Source organism: Pseudomonas sp. GW822-FHT06D10 (assembly GCF_058799535.1).
On the sequence record NZ_JBXALN010000006.1, the window covers coordinates 119423 to 136358 of the forward strand.

The 16936-nt window shown below is 63.6% G+C and carries 16 protein-coding genes; 8 read left to right on the forward strand and 8 right to left on the reverse strand.

Going from position 1 to position 16936, the window contains the following annotated elements; genetic code table 11:
* Positions 1 to 218: 218 nt before the first annotated feature.
* Positions 219 to 584: a putative quinol monooxygenase gene (locus AC1RL5_RS21150; RefSeq protein ID WP_011063063.1), complete on the forward strand. Its 366-nt coding sequence runs from the start codon at positions 219 to 221 to the stop codon at positions 582 to 584.
* Positions 585 to 593: 9 nt separating this feature from the next.
* Positions 594 to 866, forward strand: a complete 273-nt coding sequence (locus AC1RL5_RS21155) for a hypothetical protein (protein WP_041119660.1) — start codon at positions 594 to 596, stop codon at positions 864 to 866.
* Between the two features lie 9 nt (positions 867 to 875).
* Here AC1RL5_RS21155 and AC1RL5_RS21160 read toward each other — a convergent pair whose 3' ends face one another.
* Positions 876 to 1505 carry a flavin reductase family protein gene (locus AC1RL5_RS21160; RefSeq protein WP_011063061.1) on the reverse strand — a complete coding sequence of 210 codons (630 nt, stop codon included), beginning with the start codon at positions 1503 to 1505 and terminating at the stop codon, positions 876 to 878.
* 164 nt (positions 1506 to 1669) lie between these two features.
* Positions 1670 to 2200: a heme utilization protein gene (locus AC1RL5_RS21165; protein WP_492589449.1), complete on the reverse strand. Its 531-nt coding sequence runs from the start codon at positions 2198 to 2200 to the stop codon at positions 1670 to 1672.
* 376 nt (positions 2201 to 2576) lie between these two features.
* Between AC1RL5_RS21165 and AC1RL5_RS21170 the strand changes: the two genes are divergently transcribed.
* Positions 2577 to 3332 carry a COG4705 family protein gene (locus AC1RL5_RS21170; RefSeq protein WP_072450818.1) on the forward strand — a complete coding sequence of 252 codons (756 nt, stop codon included), beginning with the start codon at positions 2577 to 2579 and terminating at the stop codon, positions 3330 to 3332.
* 93 nt (positions 3333 to 3425) lie between these two features.
* Here the strand turns inward: AC1RL5_RS21170 and AC1RL5_RS21175 are convergent, their stop codons facing one another.
* The 4 genes from AC1RL5_RS21175 to AC1RL5_RS21190 form a co-directional block, all read right to left on the reverse strand.
* Positions 3426 to 4748 (reverse strand): MFS transporter, encoded by a 1323-nt coding sequence (locus tag AC1RL5_RS21175; RefSeq protein WP_011063058.1) that lies wholly within the window; start codon positions 4746 to 4748, stop codon positions 3426 to 3428.
* Positions 4749 to 5009: 261 nt separating this feature from the next.
* On the reverse strand, positions 5010 to 6350 hold the full coding sequence (locus AC1RL5_RS21180; RefSeq protein WP_492589448.1) for a sigma-54-dependent transcriptional regulator: 1341 nt from the start codon (positions 6348 to 6350) through the stop codon (positions 5010 to 5012).
* Positions 6344 to 8110 (reverse strand): ATP-binding protein, encoded by a 1767-nt coding sequence (locus tag AC1RL5_RS21185; protein WP_492589446.1) that lies wholly within the window; start codon positions 8108 to 8110, stop codon positions 6344 to 6346. The genes AC1RL5_RS21180 and AC1RL5_RS21185 overlap by 7 nt, the downstream gene beginning before the upstream one ends.
* A 153-nt stretch (positions 8111 to 8263) precedes the next feature.
* Entirely contained in the window at positions 8264 to 9787 is a 1524-nt protein-coding gene (locus tag AC1RL5_RS21190; RefSeq protein WP_011063055.1) for a fumarate hydratase, read from the reverse strand.
* 337 nt (positions 9788 to 10124) lie between these two features.
* Here AC1RL5_RS21190 and AC1RL5_RS21195 point away from each other — a divergent pair, with 337 nt between their 5' ends.
* Genes AC1RL5_RS21195 through AC1RL5_RS21205 form a run of 3 tightly spaced genes read left to right on the forward strand, consistent with a single transcriptional unit; the run spans position 10125 to position 12940 of the window.
* Complete coding sequence (locus AC1RL5_RS21195) at positions 10125 to 11231, forward strand: GGDEF domain-containing protein (RefSeq protein ID WP_053153483.1); 1107 nt, start codon at positions 10125 to 10127, stop codon at positions 11229 to 11231.
* Positions 11224 to 12162, forward strand: a complete 939-nt coding sequence (locus AC1RL5_RS21200; protein WP_011063053.1) for an iron-sulfur-binding ferredoxin reductase — start codon at positions 11224 to 11226, stop codon at positions 12160 to 12162. The genes AC1RL5_RS21195 and AC1RL5_RS21200 overlap by 8 nt, the downstream gene beginning before the upstream one ends.
* A 28-nt stretch (positions 12163 to 12190) precedes the next feature.
* A complete protein-coding gene (locus AC1RL5_RS21205; protein ID WP_047288807.1) occupies positions 12191 to 12940 on the forward strand; it encodes an enoyl-CoA hydratase-related protein in 750 nt (249 codons plus the stop codon).
* Positions 12941 to 13023: 83 nt separating this feature from the next.
* On the opposite strand, the gene pyk is transcribed toward AC1RL5_RS21205, so the two are convergent.
* Positions 13024 to 14475, reverse strand: a complete 1452-nt coding sequence (gene pyk / locus AC1RL5_RS21210) for a pyruvate kinase (protein WP_011063051.1) — start codon at positions 14473 to 14475, stop codon at positions 13024 to 13026.
* 157 nt (positions 14476 to 14632) lie between these two features.
* Here pyk and AC1RL5_RS21215 point away from each other — a divergent pair, with 157 nt between their 5' ends.
* Both AC1RL5_RS21215 and AC1RL5_RS21220 read left to right on the forward strand, forming a co-directional pair.
* Complete coding sequence (locus AC1RL5_RS21215; RefSeq protein ID WP_011063050.1) at positions 14633 to 15007, forward strand: hypothetical protein; 375 nt, start codon at positions 14633 to 14635, stop codon at positions 15005 to 15007.
* 219 nt (positions 15008 to 15226) lie between these two features.
* Entirely contained in the window at positions 15227 to 15586 is a 360-nt protein-coding gene (locus AC1RL5_RS21220) for a PilZ domain-containing protein (RefSeq protein ID WP_011063049.1), read from the forward strand.
* 15 nt (positions 15587 to 15601) lie between these two features.
* Here AC1RL5_RS21220 and AC1RL5_RS21225 read toward each other — a convergent pair whose 3' ends face one another.
* Positions 15602 to 16933, reverse strand: a complete 1332-nt coding sequence (locus AC1RL5_RS21225; protein ID WP_123577006.1) for a DUF58 domain-containing protein — start codon at positions 16931 to 16933, stop codon at positions 15602 to 15604.
* Between the last annotated feature and the right edge of the window lie 3 nt (positions 16934 to 16936).

Genomic DNA, 16936 nt, shown 5'->3' on the forward strand with positions numbered 1-16936 from the left:
CAAGATCAGCCGATGCTCCTGAGCTTCACTTGCTTGAAACACCGTTGTCATGCTTTTGCCCAATGGCGCGGAGTCGGGGAGGGAGCAAAGGGCTTGTCGCAGGATTGGGCAAATCAACGGCAGAAATCGACTAACGCGCGCGAGGGCCTGCCCCGTATCGTTGATCCTGTCGCAGCCCGTCCCATGGCTGCCTCGACAACACCCTGGGAGGGTCGCACATGTCCACGCATATTCCCGTCAGTCACATGGCCTTTGTCCGAGCCCGGGCCGGGCGTTCCAAGGAGCTGGGTGCGCGCTTGAGCAGCCTGATCGAACCGTCCCGCCAGGCTTGTGGTTGCCTGCATTTTGCCCTGCAGCATTCGCAGTGCGATGCCGACCTGTGGCTGGTGTCCGGTTTCTGGAGCAGCCAGCAGGCGATGACGGCCTATTTCAATTCCCCGGCCATGGCGATCTTTGCCGAGCTGGTGCAGGACCTGGTGGTCAACAGCCTGGATTTTCATACCTTCAGTACCGTGTCGGCGCTGCAAGCCCATGGCGAATATCCGCAACTACAGCAGGCGCCGGTGCACAAGCTGGCCAGTTGAAGGTTTAGAATGGCCGACTTTTCATTGGCCAGGACTCGCAACATGGCACGCAAAGAGTTTGCACACTACGAAGCAGTTTCCGCTGTGGTTCCAGGGGAGGGGGGATACAGCGCCGCCATCGCCGTCAAGGCTCTCGGCGCATCAAGCGCACCACGCTTTCATAAAGTCCTGGATGAGCAGAAATTCAAGACGGCGCATGACGCCGACCAGGCTGCCGCACAACAACTCGAACAGTTGGCCGACGTCGATCAGGACGGCGAATTGAGCTGGAAGAGCTACTGAGTCCAAGCGCTATTTGACTGCCCCCGGGCGGTGCATCCTGAACAGAGCCTCTGGCCCCAGTTGGAAGTAATCCGCCGGCCCGCCGCCGCGCAGAATCGGCTCTGCCGCGGCGGTGTCGTAGATCCCGTCCTTGAGCAGCCACTTGGCGATATGCACGGCGACCACTTCGCCGAGGATCAGCCAGCTCGGCACCAGTTCCTTGTCCGCCCGCTGCAATTGAATGATCTGGGTGACCTTGCACTCGAAGGACACCGGGCTCTCGGCTACCCGGGGCACGCTGATGACTTTCGACGCCACGGGGGTCAGGCCGGCCAGTTCGAACTCGTTTACCTCGGCCGGGACTGCGGCGCAGCTCTGGTTCATCTGCTCGGCCAGAGGTCGGGTGGCCAGGTTCCAGGCGAACTCGCCGGTCTGCTCGATATTGTTCAGGCTGTCTTTGCGCCCGACGCTGGAGAAACCGATGATCGGTGGAATGTAGTTGAAGGCGTTGAAGAAGCTGTAGGGCGCCAGGTTCAGGCGACCCTCGCGATCCTGGGAAGAGATCCAGCCGATGGGGCGCGGGCCGACGATGGCATTGAACGGGTCGTGGGGCAGGCCGTGGCCCAGGGCAGGTTGGTAAAAGTGGATATCGTCGGGCATGGCTCAAGGTTCCTGCTTGGGGCGGGGTAAGGGCGTCATAGTGCAGTGCGCAATCGCCCAATTCCAGCGTCCTGGCCCTTGAGCGTTCCACGCTGTGGGTGTTTTCCCCTGGCCAGAAACGACTAAGCCCGGCCAAGGCCGGGCTGTGGTGTCAGGTGCATCAATCAGCTGATGCTGGCGGAACCGGTGCGGTCGTAGCCATCGGCAGCGAAGGTAGCGGAACCGGTACGGTCGTAGCCATCAGCGGCGAAGGTGGCGGAACCGGTGCGGTCGTAGCCATCAGCGGCGAAGGTGGCGGACCCGGTGCGGTCGTAGCCATCGGCAGCGAAGGTAGCGGAACCGGTGCGGTCGTAGCCATCAGCGGCGAAGGTGGCGGAGCCGGTACGGTCGTAGCCATCGGCAGCGAAGGTAGCGGAACCGGTGCGGTCGTAGCCATCGGCAGCGAAGGTAGCGGAACCGGTGCGATCGTAGCCATCGGCGGCGAAGGTAGCGGAACCGGTGCGGTCGTAGCCATCAGCGGCGAAGGTAGCGGAACCGGTGCGGTCGTAGCCATCGGCGGCGAAGGTAGCGGAACCGGTGCGGTCATAGCCATCGGCAGCGAAGGTGGCGGAACCGGTGCGATCGTAGCCATCAGCGGCGAAGGTGTTGGCAGCCAGTACCGAGAGGGTCAGGGCGAGGATCAGTTTGCTTTTCATGATGGTGACTCCGGGTTCGTTGAGGTGAATACGTTGGGCTTGGGATGAATCCTACTCCGGTAAAGTTGATATAAAAGTGCAAATTAATGCTTATAAATATCTGCTTTATCGATGATTATGAGGTCAGCCCTCGCCGCCAAATACCGCGTTCAAGCCTCACTGCATAGAAGAGCCAAGTACCCACTTGGATTCATTAGCAGGCTATGCATCCAGCATTAACTGATCATTAATTGAGCAGATTGCCTGTAAGAAAATATTTCAACGATTTTTTCATCCGCGCCTTACCTGTTTTTCACCCCTTGACGTTCAGCCTCCGCGCAGGCCTGCAGTCCATAGACAGGCCGCCTTGAATGCGACCTTTGGAGCACCTTTGCGAATGAACAAGCTACCCCAGATCACCCTGGCCTTCTGGGTCATGAAAATCTGCGCGACCACCCTCGGCGAAACAGCGGGGGACCTGCTGTCGATGACCCTGAATGTGGGTTATGCCATCAGCTCGATGATTCTGATCAGTGTGTTCCTGCTGACCCTGGTCACCCAGCTGTGGTCCAAGACCTACAACCCGGTGCTGTACTGGATCGTGATCCTCTCCACCAGTACCGCCGGCACCACCATGTCGGATTTCATGGACCGCACCCTGGGCCTGGGCTATGCCAGTGGCTCGTTGATCCTGATCGGTATTCTGCTGGCGATCTTCGCGCTCTGGCGTCTGAGTGGCGACTCGCTGAACGTCAACAAGATCCAGACCTTTCGCGGCGAGATGTTCTATTGGATGGCGATCCTGTTTTCCAACACCCTGGGCACCGCCCTCGGCGACTACCTGGCGGACGATTCGGGGCTGGGCTTTGCCGGCGGGGCGCTGTTGATCGGCTCGACCATCGCCGTGGTGGTGCTGCTCAAGTACTTCACCAGGCTCTCGTCGGTGCTGTTGTTCTGGGTCGCTTTCGTATTGACCCGGCCGTTCGGCGCAACCTTGGGTGACTTCCTCACCAAACCCCACGAAAAAGGCGGCATGGATTTCGGCACCATCGGCTCGTCGGCGGTATTGGCGGGAATCCTGCTGGTGATGATCGTGGGGGCGGCCTGGGCCCAGAGCCGCGATGGGCGCCAGGGCGCTGCCGAACTTTCCTGACCTGTACAGCCTCTGTAGGAGCCGGCTTGCCGGCGAAAGCTTCCCCACAGATCGCGAAAAGCGCCCGGGCCTTGCACCCGGGCGTTGTTGTTTTCAGTCAGTCTCGATCCGCGAATGCTTGCGGGTGTCTTTCATGGTCGCGTAGACCAGCAGCGAACAGGCGATGCAGGCGGTGACGTACCAGTAATAGCCGGTTTCCATGCCGATGCTCTTGAACCACAGGGCGATGTATTCGGCGGTACCGCCGAAGATCGACACGGTCAGTGCGTACGGCAGGCCCACGCCCAGGGCGCGGATTTCCGTAGGGAACAGCTCGGCCTTGACCACCGCGTTGATCGAGGTGTAGCCGCTGACGATGATCAGCGCCGCCATGATCAGGAAGAACGCGCCCCACCAGGTCTGGATGGTGTGCAGGGTGGTGAGGATTGGCACGGTGAACAGGGTGCCGAGGATACCGAAGGCAATCAGGATCGGGCGCCGGCCAACCTTGTCCGAGAGAGCACCGATCACCGGTTGCAGGCACATGAACAGGAACAGCGTGGCGGCGGAAATGGTGGTGGAGTCGGAGATGCTCATGCCGACAGTGTTCACCAGGTATTTCTGCATGTAGGTGGTGTAGGTATAGAAGGCGAGGGTGCCGCCCATGGTCAGGCCGACCACGGTCATCAACTCCTTGGGATGACGCATCAGGGTGCGCATCAGGCTTTCCTTGGGCTTTTCCTTCTTCTTGGTGAAGGACTCGGTTTCTTCCATGCCGCGACGCAGGTACAGGGCTACCACGGCGCAGAGGGCACCGATGCCGAACGGAATCCGCCAGCCCCAGGACTGCAGCTCCTCGGTGGTCAGAATGTTCTGCAGCACGATCAGCACCGCCAGGGCGATGAGCTGGCCGGAGATCAGGGTCACGTACTGGAAGCTGGAGAAGAAGCCACGACGTTCCTTGGTCGCCATCTCGCTGAGGTAGGTGGCCGAGGTACCGTATTCACCGCCTACCGACAGGCCCTGCATCAGGCGCGCCAGCACCAGCAGGATGGGGGCGCCGACGCCGATGGTTTCGTAACCGGGGGTCAGGGCGATGATCAGCGAGCCGAAGCACATCAGCAGCACCGAGGCCATCAAGGCGGCCTTACGCCCTTTGCGGTCGGCATACAGCCCCATCAGCCAGCCACCGATCGGGCGCATCAGGAAGCCCACGGCGAAGATCGCGGCGGTGTTCAGCAGTTGGGCGGTGGTGTCGCCCTTGGGGAAGAAGACTTTGGCGAAGTACAGCGAGAAGGCGGCGTAGACGTACCAGTCGTACCACTCGACCATGTTGCCCACGGAACCGCTGAAGATCGACTTCAGGCGGCTGGCGGTGGTCTTTTCTGTGGCGGGCGCAGCCGCCGACCCGGCAGGCAGGGTATTAGAGATATCCATGAAGGACCCTTCTATTCATTGTTTTTGTGGAGTGCGCGCGAGCGCAGCCTGCTGGGGCTATAGCAGGACCTGTGCCAAGGGCGAGAAGCCCGGGCTAGAGGGGGGGAGGCGGGAGTAATGAGCGGAAATCCGCCTATCGGCACCTTGCGGGTAAGCGGGAAATTGCCGAAAGCGGCCGTGCCCCTGGGCATGTGGGCGAAGGCGTCGATGGGGGGGCCGGGCTTGAGGGCTGATTCTCCGGCAAGCCGGAGCCTATAGGGGTTACTCCTCCTTGAGGAACTGTTCCCTGGTCAGTCCATGGCGCTGCATCTTTTCGTTAAGAGTCCGGCGGGGCAGTTGCAGCTCGTTGAGTACCGCCTTGATATCACCCTTGTGCCGGCTCAGGGCCGCGCGCAGGCATTGGGCCTCGAAGGCTTCCTGCTGCGCCGCCAGGGACTGGCCGGGTTCGATGGCGTCGGGTTCCGGCTCGCCCAGGCCCAGGCCCAGCACCTGGCGCTCGGCGGCGTTGGCCAGCTCGCGCACGTTGCCCGGCCAGTCGTGGCTGAGCAGGCGGCTCAGTTGCGCGCCGCTCAAGGGCGCGACGCTGCGCCCCAGGCGTTCCCCGGCATTCTGGGCAAAGTGCTCGTAGAGCAGTGGGATGTCCTCGCGGCGCTCGCGCAAGGGTGGCAGGCGCAGTTCAGCCACGGTCAGGCGGTAGGCCAGGTCTTCACGGAAACGCCCGGCACGGGCCTCGTCCAGCAGGTCGGGCTTGGTGGCGGCGATGATCCGCAGGTCGACCTTGATGCTCTGGTTGGAACCCAGGCGTTCCAGCTTCTGCTCCTGCAACACCCGCAGCAGCTTGACCTGCTGGGCCAGGGGCATGCTTTCGATCTCGTCGAGAAACAGCGTGCCGCCGTCGGCGTATTCCAGTTTGCCGACGCGTTTGCCCTGGGCGCCGGTGAAGGCACCGCTTTCATGGCCGAACAGCTCGGCCTCGAACAACTGCTCGGGGATCGCCGCGCAGTTCAGGGCGACGAAGGGCTTGCCGGCCCGCGGGCCGAAGTCGTGCAGGCAGCGGGCAATCAGTTCTTTGCCGCTGCCGGTCTCGCCGCGGATCAGCACGTTGACCGGCAGGGCTGCCAGTTCCAGTACCTGGCGGCGCAGGGTCTGCAAGGCCCTGGAGACCCCCAGCAAGGTGGCGTCGAGCTTGGCCCGGCTGTCGGCCTGTTGGTGCAGGCGGCGGTTTTCCAGGACCAGGCGGCGCTTGTCCAGGGCCCGGCGCAGGCTGCTGAGCAGGGTGTCGGGGCTGAAGGGTTTTTCCAGGAAGTCGTAGGCCCCGTCGCGCATGGCTTCCACCGCCATGGGCACATCGCCGTGGCCTGTGAGCAGGATGATCGGCAGGTCCGGGTCCAGGCGCTGGACCTGGGCCAGCAGTTCCAGGCCACTGATGCCGGGCATGCGCACATCGCTGAGGATCACCCCGGGAAAGTTCTTCGGCAGTTGCGCCAGACAGTCCTCGGCCCGGCTGAACAGCTGGACCTCGAAGCCCGACAGGCTCAGCCACTGCTCGACGGCGGTACGGATGCTGGCTTCGTCGTCCACCACGATCACTGAGTTCAGCATTGGATATGGGCCTCCAGGTCGATGGGCAGGCTCAGGGTGAACACCGCCCCTTGCTCCTGGTTGGCCACGCTCAGGCGGCCACCCAGCTCGTGGACTATGGCATAGGACACCGCCAGCCCCAGCCCCAGGCCATCACCCACCGGTTTGGTGGTGAAGAATGGATCGAAGACGCTCAGCAAGTGTTCCTCGGCAATGCCGCCGCCGTTGTCGGCCACCCGCAGTTGCCAGAGCTGGTCTTCGGCTTCGAGACTGATCTCCAGGCGCTTATGCGGTTTGTCCTGCATGGCGTCCAGGGCATTGCGCAGCAGGTTGATCAGCACCTGTTCCAGGCGGATGGCGTCGCCCCGGACCCAGGCAGGGTGGGTCAGTTGCAGCACCACTTCGACGTCTTCGGCACGCAGCCGGGCTTCCAGCAAGTGCAGCGACTGGTCCACCACAGCGGTCAGGTCCAGGCGTTCTCGCAGGCCACTGGGGCTCTTGCGGGCGAAGGTCTTGAGGTGGCTGGTGAGGGCGGCCATGCGGGTCAGCATGTCGTCCAGTGGGCGCAGGGCTTTGTAGGCTTCGTCCACCCGGCCGTGATCCAGCAACAGCCTGAGGGTTGCCAGCTGCATGCGCTGGGTGGTCAGGGGCTGGTTGATTTCGTGGGCCAGGGCGGCGGACATCTGCCCCAGGGCCGCGAGCTTGGCCGATTGCACCAGGCCTTCCTGGGCGGTGCGCAGATCGCGGGTACGTTCCTCCACCAGTTGCTCCAGCTCCTGGCGATTGCGCTGGCGGACTTTCCCCAGGCGCCAGCGCTGGTTGAGGAACAGCAGCAGGAACACCAGGGTCAGCCAGGCACCGGCGGCGGCAAGCCCGGCATTGCGGGTTTCCTCGAAGGCATTCGGCGGTTTGCGCAGCAGGTGCAGGGTCCAGCCTTCGGCGGCCAACGGCAGGGACTCCCAGAGGTAGCTGGCGCGGCCCTCGGGGCCTTCGACCCGTGCCAGGCTGCTGTTGTCGTCAAAGCGTTGCAGCGTCTGGTGCTGCAGCGGGGTCAGGGGCTGTTTGTCGTACTGGCGGGTGAGCTTGATTTCTTCCAGGTCGTTGCTCGACAGCGGCTGCAAGTGCCGGTAGCGCCAGCCGGGCTGGTTGGCGATGAACACGATGCCCCGGGCATCGCTGACCAGCAGGGTGTCGTTGCCCTGGCTCCATTCATGTTCCAGCTCGGGGAATTCCAGCTTGACCACCATGGCCCCGAGGAAGTCCTGGTTGTCGGCCTTGACTGCGCTGGCCAGGAAATACCCCGGGATGCCGCTGGTCACGCCCACCGCGTAGAAGCGCCCGCTGCCCTGGCTGCGGGTCTGCTTGAAGTAGGGGCGAAAGCCGTAGTTGTGGCCCACGTAGCTGCTGGGCAGGCGCCAGTTGCTGGCGGCCACGGCCAGGCCCTCATGGTTCAGCAGCTCCAGGGTCGAGGAGCGGGCCGCGCCATTGATCTTTTCCAGCTTGCGGTTCAATGCGTCCTGGGTTTCGGTGGCCACAGGCCCCTGCAGCGCCGCGCGCAGTTCCGGGTCCAGGGCCAGGACCGCCGGCAGGGCGCGATAGCGTTCGATCAGGGTATGCAGCGAGTTGGCATACAGCCCCAACTGCTCATTGGCACGGGCGGCTTCCTCCACCAGCGTCTGCCGTTCTGCATGGCGCATGGCCAGGCCGGCGCTGAGCACGGTGCCAGCAAGAATCACCAGGATATAGAACGTCAAGCGGAGGGGGCGAGAGATCTGGGCCATGAGTCGGGGCAGGCTGCAATGGGGGCGGGAACGATAGCATGAGCGCCGGGGCTAACGTTGACCGCGGACAGTGTCGGGAAAGGGTGGTGCATAAAAAAAGCGGCGGGCCATTCAATGAACAGCACCGCCGCCTGGGCCGAACGGAGGAAGGGCTTACTGCACTTCTACCGCCAGGCTGTCACTGATCTTCTTCTGCCAGATGGCGGGACCTGTGATGTGTACCGACTCGCCCTTGCTGTCGACTGCGACGGTCACCGGCATGTCCTTGACCTCGAACTCGTAGATCGCTTCCATGCCCAGTTCGGCAAAGGCCAGGACCTTGGACTTCTTGATCGCCTGGGCTACCAGATAGGCAGCGCCGCCGACGGCCATCAGGTACACGGCCTTGTTGTCCTTGATCGCTTCGATCGCGGTCGGGCCGCGCTCGGACTTGCCGATCATGCCCAGCAGGCCGGTCTGCTCGAGGATCTGGCGGGTGAACTTGTCCATCCGCGTGGCGGTGGTCGGGCCAGCCGGGCCGACCACTTCGTCACCGACCGGATCGACCGGGCCGACGTAGTAGATGAAGCGACCCTTGAGGTCCACCGGCAGGGTTTCGCCCTTGTTCAGCATCTCGACCATGCGTTTGTGCGCAGCGTCGCGGCCGGTGAGCATCTTGCCGTTGAGCAGTACGGTTTCGCCCGGCTTCCAGCTTTGCACTTCTTCCGGGGTCAGGGTGTCGAGGTTGACCCGACGGGCCGACGGGCCGGCTTCCCAGACGATTTCCGGGTAGGCGTCCAGCGGTGGCGCTTCCAGGCTCGCCGGGCCGGAGCCATCCAGTACGAAGTGCGCGTGACGGGTGGCGGCGCAGTTGGGGATCATGCACACCGGCAGGGAAGCGGCGTGGGTCGGGTAGTCCATGATCTTCACGTCGAGCACGGTGGTCAGGCCACCGAGGCCCTGGGCGCCGATGCCCAGCTGGTTGACCTTCTCGAACAGCTCCAGGCGGATCTCTTCGATGCGGTTCTGCGGGCCACGGGCCTTGAGCTCGTGGATGTCGATGGATTCCATCAACACTTCCTTGGCCATCACTGCCGCTTTCTCGGCGGTGCCGCCGATACCGATGCCCAGCATGCCCGGTGGGCACCAGCCGGCGCCCATGGTCGGAACGGTCTTGAGTACCCAGTCGACGATCGAGTCGGACGGGTTGAGCATGGCCATCTTCGATTTGTTCTCGGAGCCGCCGCCCTTGGCCGCCACGTCCACTTCCACGGTGTTGCCCGGGACGATGGAGTAGTGGATCACCGCCGGGGTGTTGTCCTTGGTGTTTTTCCTGCTACCTGCCGGGTCGGCCAGGATGGAGGCGCGCAGGACGTTTTCCGGCAGGTTGTAGGCGCGACGCACGCCCTCGTTGATCATGTCGTCCAGGCTCATGGTGGCGCCGTCCCAGCGCACGTCCATGCCCACGCGCACGAATACCGTGACGATGCCGGTGTCCTGGCAGATCGGCCGGTGGCCGGTGGCGCACATGCGCGAGTTGATCAGGATCTGCGCTATGGAATCACGGGCAGCCGGCGATTCTTCCCGCAGGTAGGCCTCGTGCATCGCCTGGATGAAGTCCACGGGGTGGTAGTAGGAAATGAACTGCAGGGCGTCGGCAACGCTCTGAATCAGGTCGTCTTGCTTGATCACGGTCATGAGTCGCGCTCCTCTAAAAGACGGGAACATTTAATAAGGTGCCTGCACTTGGGTGCATCGGTCGGATGCAGGCACCTTCTAAGGCACGCCGGACAGACAACTGGCGCGACGCTAAAAAGGCGCGGCAGTATACCTCGCCTGGGGGTTGGGTACACCCGCCGGCCGGGCCAACCAAAGTCGCCTATCGGATGGGCACTGTTCTTGCCTGAGTCGGCGCTGAAACCTGGCGACGGGGTTTTAAATTTGAATAGTCATTTGCCGGGCTCAGCACTAAAGTGGCAAGTGGCCTGCAGGGTAGGAAACTCTTTAAGCCTCCTTTCTCACGGTGAGTCAACGATTGACCCATAAAGCCATCCAGAGCCTGTTATTCAAGCGCTTCGCCATTGCCGCGGGCACTTACGCACTGATCCTGCTGCTGTTCTGGCTGGCCGTCGTCACGGGGCATTCCCGTGCTTCGAGCGGCAGCGCGCTGCTGGGCACTGGCCTGGTGCTGGCCAGCCAGGGGCTGCTGTGCTGGGTGTTCGTCAGCGGACGCAACCTGCAGTTCGCCGACCCCAGCCTGACCGAAGTCCAGGTGGTGCTGGGCATCGCCTGGCAGACCTGGCTGATGGCCCATCTGGATCAGGCCCGCGGGGTGTTCCTGGTGTTCTACCTGCTGCCGTTGCTGTTCGGCCTGTTTCACCTCTCCCGCCGGGCCTATCTGCGCAGCGCGGCGCTGATCTTCTTTTGCTTTGCCGGGGTCAACCTGTGGGACGGCTATCGCCTGCTCCTCGGTGATCCGCAACTGGCCGCGCTGCAGGTCTGCGTGCTGCTGGTGATGCTGGTGTGGATGTGCCTGTATGCCGCCTATGTCCAGGCTTCGCGCTCACGCATGCGCCAGCGGCGCTTTGCCTTGCAGGCCCATCAGGACACGCTGCGAGGCATGATGCGACAGCTGGAGGACCTGGTAGCCACCGATGAACTGACGGGCCTGTTCAACCGCCGGCATTTCCTGCGCATTGCCAGCCGCGAGCTGCAAGCCATGGATCAGGAGCAAGTGCATGGGCTGGCGCTGATCGACCTGGACCATTTCAAGCGCATCAACGATCTCCACGGCCATGCTGCCGGCGACCAGGTACTGCAGGCCTTCGCCGCGGTGGCCACGGCTTGCCTGCGCGATGGCGACGTATTGGCCCGTTACGGTGGCGAGGAATTCGTGGTACTGCTGCCCGAGTGTGACGCCGAGCGCCTGACCTCCTGCTGCGAGCGTTTGCGCCTGGCGTTCACCGAAGTGCAACTGGTGGGCCTTAACGTACGAGACCTGAGCCTGTCGGCGGGGATGACCCTGCTGCGGGCCGGCGACGATCTGGACCATGCCCTGCAACGCGCCGATCAGGCGCTGTATCGGGCCAAGCGCGACGGTCGCAATCGTTGCTCTGCGGCCTGGGAAAACCTCGATGCCTGAATTGACCGTTGGCAGCCGGTGCTGGCCGGTGGCGCCTGGAAGCAACCTGCTGGATGCCCTGAATCAGGCTGGCGTGACGGTGCCCTACAGTTGCCGCGCCGGTAGTTGCCATGCCTGCCTGGTGCATTGTGTCCAGGGCTTGCCCAGCGATAGCCGGCCGGATGCCTTGAGCGACGAACAGCGCCGGCTCGGCTGGCGCCTGGCTTGCCAGTGCCAGGTGGTGGAGGACCTGCACGTCGAGACCTTCGACCCTGTGCGTGATGGCCTGCCTGCGACGGTGAGCGGCCTGGACTGGTTGTCGAGCTCGGTCCTGCGCCTGCGCCTGCAGCCGCAGCGGCCCTTGCGTTACCGCGCCGGCCAGCATTTGGTGCTGTGGGCCGCCGGCCAGATCGCCCGGCCTTATTCCCTGGCCAGCCTGCCGGAAGACGACCGCTTTCTGGAGTTCCACCTGGATTGCCGGCATCCGGGCCAGTTCAGCGATGCGGCGCGCCAGTTGCAGTTGGGCGATCCGATGCGCCTGGGGGAGTTGCGGGGCGGCGCCTTGCACTACGATCCGGACTGGCAGCAGCGCCCACTCTGGCTACTGGCCGCGGGAACCGGCCTGGCGCCGCTGTTCGGCATACTGCGCGAGGCCCTGCGCCAGGATCACCAGGGCCCCATCCGCATCATTCACCTGGCCCATGACAGCAGTGAGCATTACCTGGCCAAACCCCTGGCGGCCCTGGCGGCGAACCGAGCCCAGCTGTCCGTCGAGCTGTGGACCGGGGCCGAGCTGACAGCCGCTTTGGCGCAACTGCGGCTTGTTTCCCGGCAAACCCAGGCCTTACTCTGCGGTCACCCTGACAGTGTCGAAGCCTTCGCCCGGCGCCTGTACCTGGCGGGGCTGCCGCGCAATCAACTGCTGGCCGATGTGTTCCTGCCCCGTGGTTGAGCGCTGATTCTTCCAGAGCGAGATCCCCATGACCGATGCCATCGAGTTGCAACGTGAGGGCGGGCTGCTGACCCTGCGCCTGAACCGTCCCGACAAGAAAAACGCCCTGACCCGCGCCATGTACGCTCGCCTGGCCGACGCCCTGAGCGAGGCCGATGGCGATCCCGAGATCAACGCCGTGCTGATCTGCGGCAGCAGCGAATGCTTTACCGCCGGCAATGACATCGCCGACTTCCTCCAGCAACCGCCCCGGGACCTCGACAGCCCGGTGTTTCGCTTCATGCGCAGCCTTGTGCAATGTCGCAAGCCGGTGGTGGCCGCAGTGGCCGGCGCGGCAGTAGGCATCGGCACCACGATGCTGCTGCATTGCGACCTGGTCTATGTCAGTCGCGATGCACGGCTGCGCATGCCGTTCGTCAACCTGGGGCTGTGCCCGGAATTTGGTTCGAGCCTGATCCTGCCGCGCTTGCTGGGGCAGGCCAAGGCGGCGGAGTTGCTGTTGCTGGGCGAAGGCTTCAGTGGCGAACAGGCCGCCGCCTGGGGGATTGCCAGCGCCGCCCTGGGGGATGGTGTGGCCACCTTGGCCAAGGCCCGGGAGGCGGCCTTGCGTTTCAGCCAGTTGGCGCCCGAAGCGGTGCAGGTGAGCAAGCGCCTGATGAAGGCGCCGGACCGCGAGCAACTGCGCCAGGTCATTGAGCAAGAGGGCGTGGAATTCACTCGGCGCCTGCAGTCCCCGGAAGCCATCGCCGCGTTGTCCGGGTTTCTCAGCAAGGGCTGAGGCCGTGGACAGCGGTTTCACGCGGGCATGAAAAAGTCCCGGTGTTTTCGGCACCGGGGCTTTTTGTTCAGCAAGGCTAAGACTCAGACCATCGGGTCGCCCACGTGCAGGATCTTCATGCCGTTGGTGCCGCCGGTGGTGTGGTAGCTGTCGCCCTTGGTGAGAATCACCCAGTCGCCTTTCTCTACGACACCGCGCTTGAGCAGCTCATCGATCGCTGCCTGGCTGACCTGCTCGGGCGGCAGGGAAGCCGGGTCGAACGGGATGGTGTAGACGCCACGGAACATGGCTGCGCGAGCCTGGGTTTCGCGGTGCGGGGAGTAGGCGTAGATCGGCACCGAGGAGCGAATGCGCGACATGATCAGCGGGGTGTAGCCACTTTCGGTCAGGGCGATGATCGCCTTCACGCCCGGAAAGTGGTTGGCGGTGTACATGGCGGCCAGGGCGATGCTCTGGTCGCAGCTTTCGAACACCTTGCCCATGCGGTGGCTGGAGGTCTTGCTGGTGGGGTGCTTTTCCGCACCGACGCAGATCCGCGCCATGGCCTGCACCGCTTCCAGCGGGTAGGCACCGGCGGCGCTTTCCGCCGAGAGCATCACCGCATCGGTGTAGTCGAGCACGGCGTTGGCCACGTCGGACACTTCGGCGCGGGTCGGCATCGGGTTCTGGATCATCGACTCCATCATCTGGGTCGCAACGATCACCGCCTTGTTGTGGCGACGGGCGTGCAGAATGATTTTCTTCTGGATGCCCACCAGCTCGGCGTCGCCGATTTCCACGCCCAGGTCGCCACGGGCAACCATGACCGCGTCGCTGGCCTTGATCAGGCCGTCGAGGGTTTCGTCGTCGGCCACCGCTTCGGCGCGTTCGATCTTCGCTACCAGCCAGGCAGTACCACCGGCTTCGTCACGCAGCTTGCGCGCGTATTCCATGTCGGCGGCGTCCCGTGGGAAGGACACGGCCAGGTAATCGACTTCCATCTCGGCCGCGAGCTTGATGTCGGCCTTGTCTTTCTCGGTCAGGGCCGGAGCGGTCAGGCCACCACCACGACGGTTGATGCCCTTGTGGTCGGACAGCGGGCCGCCGATGGTCACCACACAATGCAGCTCGGTGGCGGTGGCGGTTTCCACACGCATCACCACGCGGCCGTCGTCCAGCAGCAGCTCGTCGCCCACGCCGCAGTCCTTGACCAGATCCGGGTAGTCGATGCCGACGATATCCTGGGTGCCTTCGGTCAGCGGATGGCTGGTGGAGAAGGTGAACTTGTCACCGATCTTCAGCTCGATGCGCTTGTTGGCGAATTTGGCGATGCGGATCTTCGGGCCCTGCAGGTCGCCGAGGATGGCCACGAAGCGGCCGTGCTTGGCTGCCAGGTCGCGGACCAGTTTGGCGCGAGCCTTGTGCTCGTCCGGAGTGCCGTGGGAGAAGTTCAGACGGGCAACATCCAGGCCCGCGAGAATCAGCTGTTCGAGAACTTCCGGCGAGTTACTGGCCGGGCCAAGGGTGGCAACGATTTTGGTACGACGAACGGACATGCACGGACTCCTGAGTTCAAGCGCAACGAGAGGCTACTATGCTCCGAAGTTGTAGTCATTGTTCGTTTGCACTACTTATTGCTTTGTTTGTTTACCGCAACAACCTTGAAGATTTTTGCCGATGAGTCGATACACTGCACAAGACAGGAGATACCCCATGCGATTCGTACTCATTGCTGCCCTGGCCGTCAGTGTTGTCGGCTGTACCCGCTGGTCCATGGACCATCATTTGAATAACGCCTACCGCGCTTATGACCGCGGCAACTGCGAGAGCGTGATGCTCGAGTTGAGCCAGGTCGACCGTGACAGCCGTGCCCGTCGCTACATCCAGCCGGAAGTGTCGATGCTGCGCGGGCAATGCCTGGAGCGCCAGAAGTTGTTCGTCGATGCCGCGCAGACCTACCAGTTCATCATTACCCAGTACCCCACCAGCGAGTACGCGTTTCGCGCCCGGGCTCGCCTGGATACCCTGCAACAGTTGGGGCACTACCCGGCAAATGGCGCCGCTCAAGTTCGTCGCACTGCGTTGTAAAAGAGATTCACTAAGGGGCGGTGTAATTGCCCCTCGTGCTTGAGCTAACATCTGCACAGGCTGTTCGAAAACTGCCCCGGCCCGGCTGGTGGCAGTGGCGTTGGAATCCTTCTGGCAGTCTTCCTCGCGCATCGAATCCGGGAGGGCGGGCCGATATCAGGGCCTGTTCCGAAGCACTAGTGCGGTCATGCTTAATGACCTTTCATAGCGATACCCAGCATGTTCATGGAACCTCGGATCGAGCGGCACCAACTGCCGTCCTTTTTAAAAGTATTCAATCGTTTCACCGACAAGCCGGTGGGTTTCCTTGGCAACCTGTCGGCCGACGGGCTGATGCTGATCAGCCAGTTGCCGATGCTGATCGGTGCCGAATTCGACTTGCGGGTGAAAGTCCCCGGCGGTGACGGCCAGGTGCAGTTCATCGACTTCAGCGCCTGCTGCCTCTGGTGCCATGAGGACCTGACGCCGCACCACTACGACAGCGGTTTCAGCCTGTTGCGGGCCGGTGCGGAGTTTGTCGAGCTGGAGCAGGCGTTGCGTCATTACTTCAGCTTTCACCCGTTGCAGACCTCGGCCTGAGGCGCTCGGCAGCAGCTACAGGCTGCCGGCTTTCTTCCAGCTCAGATAGCGGCTGACCAGTTCGGCCCCCAGTTCTCCCGGGCGGGCGTCGAGCAGGGCGACGCCGTGAGCGCTCAGGCGTTCGTGCAGCTCGGCGCGGCTGTTCAGGTAGTTCACCGTCGCGCTGTAGGCCAGGGCTTCGGGCAGGGTTTGCACCGGGCTCTGGCGCAACTGGTCGAGCACCTCTTCGCGCAGGCTGGCCACCAGCACCCGATGCTGGCGGCCGATGCGCTTGACCGCCGTCAGCAGTTCCTGGTCATCCTCGTCCCGCAGGTTGGTAATCAGCACCACCAGTGCCCGGCGTTTCTGCCGCGCCAGCAGCTCGCTGGCGGCGGCCTGGTAATCGGCGGGGCGCTGGCTGGTGTCCAGGTCGTAGACGCCATTGAGCAGCACGCTCAACTGGGCCGAGCCCTTGACCGGTGCAAGGTAGCGCGAGCGTTCCCCGGCAAAGCTGTACAGGCCCACCGCATCGCCCTGGCGCAGGGCGACATAGCTCAGCAGCAGGCAGGCATTGAGGGCGTGGTCGAAGTGCGCCAGCTCGCCATCCTGGCTGCGCATGCGGCGCCCGCAGTCGAGCATGAAGATGATCTGCTGGTCGCGTTCGTCCTGGTACTCCCGGACGATGGGCGCGCGTTGGCGGGCCGTGGCCTTCCAGTCGATCTGCCGCAGGCTGTCGCCTTCGCGAAACTCCCGCAGTTGGTTGAACTCCAGGCCCAGGCCGCGGCGTTGTCGCTGGCGCACACCGAGTTGGCTGAGCCAGTTGTCCACCGCCAGCAATTGCGCGCCGTAGAGCCGGGCGAAGTCCGGGTAGACCCGGATGCTGTCGTGCACCTTGAGCAGGCGCTTGGCGCTCCATAGTCCGAGAGGGCTGGGCAGGCTGACTTCGCACTGGTCGAAATTGAAGTGGCCGCGCTGCAGTGGGCGCACGTTATAGCCGATCCGGCTGACCTGCCCCGGCTCCAAGCGCGTGGACTGCGGCAGGTGCTCGAAGCCCAGGCCCTGGGGCGGGTGGTCGAACAGCTGCACATCCAGTGGTTGCCGGTAGTCGTGCAGGATCTCCAGTTGCACCTCGCTCCAGCGGCCCAGGGGCAGGCTGCCGGGTAGCTGGCGCTGGATCTGCGGCGAGGCCACGCGCAGCAGGCGCAGGGCGTCCAGCAATGCCAGCAGCAACAACGCCAGCAGCAGGCCCCAGGCAATCGAATCCAGGCGCGGCAGGGCCTCGCTGCCCAGGGCGCGGGCGGCGCCGAGCAGGGTGTACAGGCCGGTCAAAGTACCCAGCCAGATCAACAGCAGACGGGTCGGCTTCATTGG